The sequence below is a fragment of the Novipirellula sp. genome, assembly GCF_041583735.1.
Classification (GTDB): Bacteria; Planctomycetota; Planctomycetia; order Pirellulales; family Pirellulaceae; genus Novipirellula.
The window spans coordinates 1-6,566 of sequence record NZ_JBFHFD010000484.1 but is presented as its reverse complement, the minus strand read 5'-3'; the positions used below and the strand labels follow the sequence as shown (position 1 = coordinate 6,566).

Sequence of the window (6,566 nt, the reverse complement as noted above, 5' to 3'; positions counted from 1 at the left end):
CGACATCAACTGCAGATCCAAGAAGGAAGCCATCAAAAAACGATAGTCTTCATGATCGATGTCCGAACCGAGCCCCGAGAACCGAGGCTGTAGCGGCACGTTGCTGTCGTATTCGCCGGCGAACAGGACCGTGACGTTGTACGGTTTGTTTTGGGCTTGGCCACCGCCGAGCGAATCACATCCGTCATCGTAACGAGATCGATTTTGAATCCCCGTGATCGGTTCTCCAATCGTCAACCGACGCTGCATCACATCCACTGGCACCTGCATTGCCACGGTTTGGATCTGAGCCACGTCGTCTTCGTCGTAGCCAGCTTGCCGTAACGAATCGTGAGCCCGCACGGGGTCATCTTGTCGCAGGATCGCCAACCCGTGAACATAGTGGGCGTAGGCATCATCGGGATGCGATTCGAGATAAACCTCGGCTGCCGCCTCGGACGCTTGAGGTTGATCCAGATGGAGATGTCCGATCGATAAAAATTTGTGCGTTTCCGCCGGGGCGTCCTCACGACTCGCGATGGTGCGGAGCGTCTGCATCCCTTCATCGACGTGGCCGTTTTGCATCATCCACATTGCCGAAGCGTAGAGCGCCGCGGTGTCATTGCTGGCGGGGTCACCAAGCGAGTCGATCGCTTTTTGGTTATCGCCATGAAGTGAATCGGCGATCGCACGCTGCAATCGCAGTTCGCGCTCGACCGGATCAACGTCCCCGGCCAGACTGGATGACGGATTGACCGGTTCCGAGCCTGCCGATTCGTCGATCAGCGAGGGCACGGAAACCTGCGATGCCTGGAGATCGTCGGTGGGAATCCAGCGAGAATCTTCCGCAAACGCGCCAGAGGATCCTAACAACACCGTAGCCAGTGCCACCGAGCCGCGCCAGCTGCGGAATTTTGAGTAGGTTGACGTGCATCTCTTCATCACGATTTCCGTTGTCGGTTCCAATCTTGATTCAAGGAATCGCGACAGAACGTTCTGTTTTGCTGATTTTGCGGCCCTTTGTGGTCAATCCGATTACAGGGATTGTGCCTAAAGATAGTTTCGGAACAGTTAGAGTGGTTTCATTACCAAATTGAGGGGGCAAGTAGCCATGGCACCCCCAAAAGAATGCCAAACTCAACAAGCCGGACCTTTCAGGGGGTTTAGGTAAGCACGAGAAGGCTGCTTTTTTGGTAAATTTGGGTACAACCCCACCCCCAACAGGACGCCCGCGTAATTAGATTGGGGTGGTTTTAACAGTCATACCGATTTTGATGTTGCCCCCCTGAGCGCCATGATGTCCCCACGCCCATCGAAGAAGAAATCCACTCGCAAGCGAAATCGACGTCATGCACTGGTCTTAGAACAACTCGAAGACCGCCGGCTGCTGGCATGTGTAAGTACAGGAGAATTTGGGGGTGTCGGACGTGTTCACGACATAAGCATAACGTTGCAGAATGCGTCCTCAGAGATATGCACCATTAATTCAAAGGAGAATCAGGCAGCGGTTCTCTCAGGCGAAATACTGGGACCGGAGGGTATCACGGAATCGACGAGGTTTCACGGCAATACTGTTGTGATAAAAGTTGACGAAATTGAAAAAGACAGTTTTGTGATTACCACGAGCACTGAAGTAAACAACCGCCGCTCGACTAAGTTTTCCAGAGCCATCAGCGTTAGCGAGAATACTTTCAGTAAGATTTCGATCGAGGTTCAACGCCCTGGATTCGCCTCATTTGTACCTATTGACGATTTGTTCATACTTCACGACTCGCTGCCCCCAATTCTAAGCGCCGTCACGTCCCCGTCCTCGCCTCGTACAACTTCAGTTTCTGCTGTTGCAATCAATATCACAGAAATCAATTTTGATCCAAAGTCAATTGAGGCAGTGACGTTAACGCGACAGGTAGTGGATACGGACGGCAATCCCATTGGAATCCCGCAACCGGTACCCGATTTCCCTGGTTCCGCGAAGATGTCGAAAACCGCCATCACTGATCTTTCTCAGTTCAATCAACTACCTGGCAAATACACGCTGACGATCGATCAGGCCAAGATCGTTGACTTGGCAGGTAATTCGGGCGATCCAGGCACACAGTCAGCGACCTGGACCGTCCAGGCATCGGGTGCTCCTGTCTTAAAACCCGTAGATGATTCAGGACGAACAGATAGCGTTGAACTAGCGAGCGATAGTATTACCAATCCGTCACTGACTAGTGATGGCAATCTCACATTCGAAGGGCCATTTCCAAACGGTGTTACAAGTGTTGACCTGTTGATTAACGGAGTTGTCGAAGGCAGGGCCACTACGCGCCAGAACAACCAATATGAAATCAGCATCCCCAAGACGCGCGTGGATGTACTTTTCCCAGAGGGTACCGAATCAATCGCAGAAGTAAGGACACAGAACTTCGACAGTTTAGACAATCCTGCAGGTCCTCCTAGTCAGACTTTAAAACTTCGTGTCGACCGAAAAAGCCCCGATCGTCCGACACTTTTATTTGCAACGCCAGTGAGCAATCAAGACGAGGTGATGTTCGACATTTCCTCGGTAATGCCAGACCCAGCGGAGCCCAAAGATGACTTCCGTGCGATACTTCGCAGACGGCAGACAGCGTCCGAGCTCCCTTCATTTGTCAAAACTGTGGATCCCGAAATCCAGGGCGACCCAGTGAATACAATCGCCGACTCCGCTCCACTTGAAGGAACGAGTCTCTATGATCTTCTGCTCGTGGATCGCGCCGGCAACACGAGTGACGCGTCGTCCCTTGTTGAGGTCGTAGTCGATCGAGTGAGACCGAATACCACGCGTTTAGTAGAAGAAGCTGAAATAGGGGCAACGCAACTTGTTGTGATGCGTCCGATCGCAGTAGGGATGAAGATTCAATTTCCCAGTGCGTCGATCTCCTCCGACACGGTTTTCGAGGTGCGAAGTGTGACGCCTCTCTCGGAACATGCCTTCGTACTGGAACTCAATAGAGAGCTACCATCGTCCTTCCCACGCAACACCGAGATCGAAATCCTGGCTTTTACGGCAAATGCTGACAACCGCTTGTTTGCTGGAAGCCACCTACCTGTCGAAGTCGCCCAACTCTCAGGTGACGATAGCTTGAAAATTGATATCTCAGTTTATGACCAAGCATTCTCCAGTAAAGAGAATGTGTTATTAGTGGAAATGTTTACCGAAGATGGCAAGCAACTGGGATCCGCAGAGACGATCAAAATCCCTTCCACTCCTACGGGAGATTCAAACTCTCTCGTATCCGCGACATTGGTTGCCAAACTCAGCGATGGTCTCGTTGAATCGGCAAACAATACGATCACAATTCGCATCACGGATTCGGCTGGCAACCAATCCACCTTTGGTTATACCTTCTTTCTGACCAAGCCAAACGCTGCGAGCCTTGTCGCGAAGGGTACTCCCGTTTTTACGACGACTTATGATGTGCAGAGGGCACTGAACCGGGCGATTGGCATTGCCGAGGACGAACCGGCACAACCTTGGCAAATGTCGTTTGACAAGACAACACAAACGGTTTGGTTTACCACTGAGAAAGCGACTACGGTGGGCCGCTTCGATCCCGCTACCGAACAATTGGAAATTTATGATCTGGCATCGCTCGGCGGCTTCACGCGAAAATTAACGCGGCTGGCTGAATTCGCCACCAAAGACACCACATCGATCCTCATCGGAACGAGCGTCCCGATTGATGCCCAAATCACGATCGGTTCCGGTCCCACCGCTGAGACCGTGTATGCCGCAAAAGCTTCGGTTAGCGAAGGTAATTTTCAGCGAGTCGAACTTCAAAGTGCGACGAAGAAAAATCACGTCGCCGACTCATCCGTCCTCGTTCGAGGCGGTGGTGATAATCCGCACGGTACCTTCTTTGATTTCAATACCCACCTGACTCCCCGGGTTTGGAGCGCGCACCGCAACGCAGGAGGCCCTTCAGCCAACGTCGGCGGCGCCTCCGAAGGTCCGGGCCGACTATCGTACGTCGACCTTATCAAAAACAAGTTGGTCTCCTACGACTTTGCAAAACTAATTGACGACAAAATCATTCGTGATAACGTCGAAACCGACCAAACGATTGATGAACTGCTCAAACAGAACGATATCAATGGTGGCTTACCCGCGTTTCACGCTGTGTTCACCGATGCCACGGGTGACGTTTGGGTTTCCTCGCCCGACGCTCATGCACTACTGCAGTTCAACTTTGATTCGAAAAAGGGGCTTGATTCCGATCAATCACGTGTGACGGTCCATCCGTTGCCCAAGGAATTGACAACCGGTTTTAACCATGAATTTCATCCGCATGCTTTCCAGGTCGTCATCGACGATAGCAAGAGTAAAGACCAGGGAAATCAATGGGTTTGGGCGATTGATATCGCGGGCTCGGGACGCATTGCGTTGCTGCGTCCGGGCATACTTCCCGGTGGCAAGGACGCTTGGACCACGTGGGATGTCGGCACATTTGCAGGCGTGTCCGGGTCGTTCGTGCAAATTGATGATAATGAAACGCCGGGCACTCCCGAAGACGATTTCATTATTGCCACGTTTCCCAACAGATCGGGAACCAATGGGAAACCGTTAAGCAATCCAAAATTAACCGAAGGCATTGTCCATCGTTTCTCGCTCGCCACCCCTTCCTCTCCACTGACTTCACCCGCACGGATCGAAACGTGGCAAATCCCGAAGATTCCTGGTGCGTTTGCCACGCTCTCACAGGCAGCCACGATTCAGCCGTATGTCGATCGTGGCGGCGAGATCTTTATCGGCGACCGTTATGGGGGGATCGCTCGTTTTAGCCCTAACGATTTCCCTACAATCAACGAAGTTCTCGCTCCGGCGGTGAATATCCCCGCGACAAACTCGTTTGACTTAGGCGATATTTCACCCACGCAAAGCACGATGATCGATCCTGCCATCTATCACGAAATTCAGCTCAGGCCAGTGGATACGCAAGATCCTGACTTTACCCTCGAACTACGTGACGTCGCTTTTACGCATAATCGATCGAATACCAATGGCTTGGATCAATACGAAATATCAGGTGCCGATCCAGCGGTCGTAGAACGCGGCCCAGGCATTTTCCGTGGCGCGATTAATGCCGAAAATACTTTCTACGGTTCCTTGGCTCAAAGCAACTTACTTTCCGTCACCATCTTTGCGGAATCGGCGCGGCGTCAGATGAGTGCGGTGCCAAGTCCGCTGCCATCGCCGAGCGGAGCGATCACCCAAGCCCGGATGGCGTTCCAAGTCTTGCGAAACGGCAGCTTGGTGCTAACCGCTCGCGGCGATGGCATGATCTCCGATGACCAAATCAACTTGCTCGCCCAGATCGTTGACGACAAGCAAATCCCCGCTTCCGCAGCCGCCAACTTCTTGATCACAGGCGAAGCCAGCGCCGTGACGATGCTCGACGGCAGCGTGCATGTGATGGGACGTTCAACGCAAGGTGGCGTGGTCCAGTATACCTTCACCCCCGATGGCAACGACTGGGCCCATCACGACTTGTTTGACACCGCAAACTGGACGGTCGCTCACCGCCCGATCCCTGGCGTCATCCTGGCCGAAGACACCGTGCCTGCGGGGCCCCTGGGCTTTTCGGCGACCACCAACGATGGGCACTGGATTGCCATTCCGATCGATCCGAGTGCGGCGACCACCGACCTGACGCTCGCCAGCGGAAACGTCGATGCATCGCGAGCCTATTCCGCCGTTGCGGTCACGCCCGGTGACAACCAGATCCAGTTCGGTTACGGCACCAACCAGACCGGCAATCTGATTGAGTATCGCATCGACGGCAGCAGCGTTACGACACGCCAAATCGATGCCACCAGTCGCGACACTCGCATGATGCGAAACGTACGAGCGTTAACGATGCCAAACGGAATTCGCCATGTCTTTGCGACCGATGGGACGTCGCGATTGGTCCACTACACGATCGACTCATCCACAGTGCTTCAGGAAAACATCAGCCAACAAACGGCTGACAACGGTCAGAACTTCGGCTACTTCCCCTTCCAACAACCGTTTACCGGCCGCGTCTACACCTACGTCGCGCCGCTGGTCGAAGACGACGGGACGATTCGTGTCTATGGAACCAACGGCGGTGAATTGATCGAGTTCACATTGCCGCCGGGCGGACAATGGCGGGTCGCCAATTTGACCAACGATACCAATGGCACGTACGGCGACGATGGTCCCGGCTACCGCGTCCCCGCCAATGCTGTCTTTGGTGGACCGACTGCGTATAAAGATTCCAACGGCGGACGCCACATTCTGCAGATCAATGGCGAAGGCGAAGTCGTCGAATACTTTACCTACGGCGACAAACTGTTCCCCAACTCAGTCGACGCGGACCGCATCAACAGCCAAAACGTCAACTTTTTCAGTGACAAGTCGCCAACCGAATTAGCGGCAAAGCTTCCCGAGAGTGTCCTGAACGCATTGGCCAGTTCCCCCAACACGCTCCCCACCACAACCACCAACGCAACGCCGACAACCACCGAGACAAACACAACCACCGAGACAAACACAACCACCGAGACAAACACAACTACCGAGACAAACACAACCACTG

General features: G+C 53.4%; 2 protein-coding genes. One reads left to right on the top strand and one right to left on the bottom strand.

Annotated elements, in window-relative coordinates; all coding sequences use genetic code 11:
- A partial coding sequence (locus ABX962_RS26390) for a tetratricopeptide repeat protein (protein ID WP_372723840.1) occupies nt 1-921 on the bottom strand: 921 nt, incomplete at its 3' end.
- A 1,933-nt stretch (nt 922-2,854) separates the two neighbouring features.
- On the opposite strand from ABX962_RS26390, the gene ABX962_RS26385 reads away from it, so the two are divergent.
- Nucleotides 2,855-6,566, top strand: a 3,712-nt coding sequence (locus ABX962_RS26385; RefSeq protein ID WP_372723838.1) for a hypothetical protein, incomplete at its 3' end; no start/stop codon positions are given.